The organism is Vibrio sp. VPAP30 (assembly GCF_001188205.1).
Lineage (GTDB): Bacteria > Pseudomonadota > Gammaproteobacteria > Enterobacterales > Vibrionaceae > Vibrio > Vibrio bivalvicida.
The window spans coordinates 1-1,054 of the sequence record NZ_LBLS01000014.1; the positions used below are offsets into that span (position 1 = coordinate 1).

Here is a 1,054-nt window from a genome sequence, read left to right on the forward strand (position 1 = left end):
TAATGTGAGACCCAGGCTTTAGCTGCAACTAAAGCTTTCCATGTAGTAGTTCGATTGAACGCTGGCTCCTCTATCGAGAGACCGATAACAAACATGAACACTGCATAGGACTCCAAGCACAAACCTCGAATCGTCGACTGGGTCTCGAACCCGCATTACGCAAGCATGAGTTAGCTTATTATGAATACCAAAATGAAGCAAAGCATCAACGTCGGAGTTGATACAGGCAAAACACAATTAGACATCCACATTCGACCTTTGGACATGTTTCTCTCGGTAGAAAATAGTGATAAGGGAATCAAGGATGCACTCAAGGTCATTAAAAAATATAGCCCTGAACGCATCGTTATCGAAGCAACAGGCCGGTTAGAGATGCCATTTGTACTGGCTTGTGCCGAGGCTAATTTACCAATAGTTCGAGCGAACCCAGTGCATATTAAGCGCTTCGCTGGAGCAATTGGGCGTAGAGCCAAGAATGACCGTTTAGATGCTGAACTCATCGCACATTATAGTGAGGTGTTCAAGCCTGCACTAACCGTTATAAAAGCAGAAAACATAAGATTAATGAGTGACTTAGTCATCCGTAGAAATCAGTTGCTATCCATGCAAACCATGGAGAAAAATCGCATTCATATACTCCCCAAGTGCCTACATTCAACCATCAAACCGATGCTTACAGCAATGAAAAACCAAATCACAAAGATTGAAAGCAAGCTGATGAAGCTCATTGAAGAAAGCCCCGAGTACCAAGGAAAAATGCAATTTTACAAAGTGTGCCTGGGATCGGAAATATCGCAGCTGCCTCAATCATAAGCAACGTTCCAGAGCTTGGTTACATTACCAACAAACAAGCGGCTTCTCTAATTGGAGTCGCCCCGATTACAAAAGAAAGTGGCCGTTACAAAGGTAAACGAGTCATCCAAGGAGGCAGAGCCCAAGTAAGAACGGTTTTGTATATGGCCATGATGTCTGCCATGCAGTGCAACGCAATTTTTAAGGCGACTTACACACGACTCGTCAATGCAGGTAAACCCAAAAAAGTAGCCATCATTGC

General features: G+C 43.7%; 1 pseudogene. It reads left to right on the forward strand.

Annotation, left to right across the window (positions count from 1 at the left end):
- Positions 1-180 precede the first annotated feature (180 nt).
- Positions 181-1,054, forward strand: a pseudogene (locus tag ZX61_RS04130) (IS110 family transposase); the annotation flags it as partial.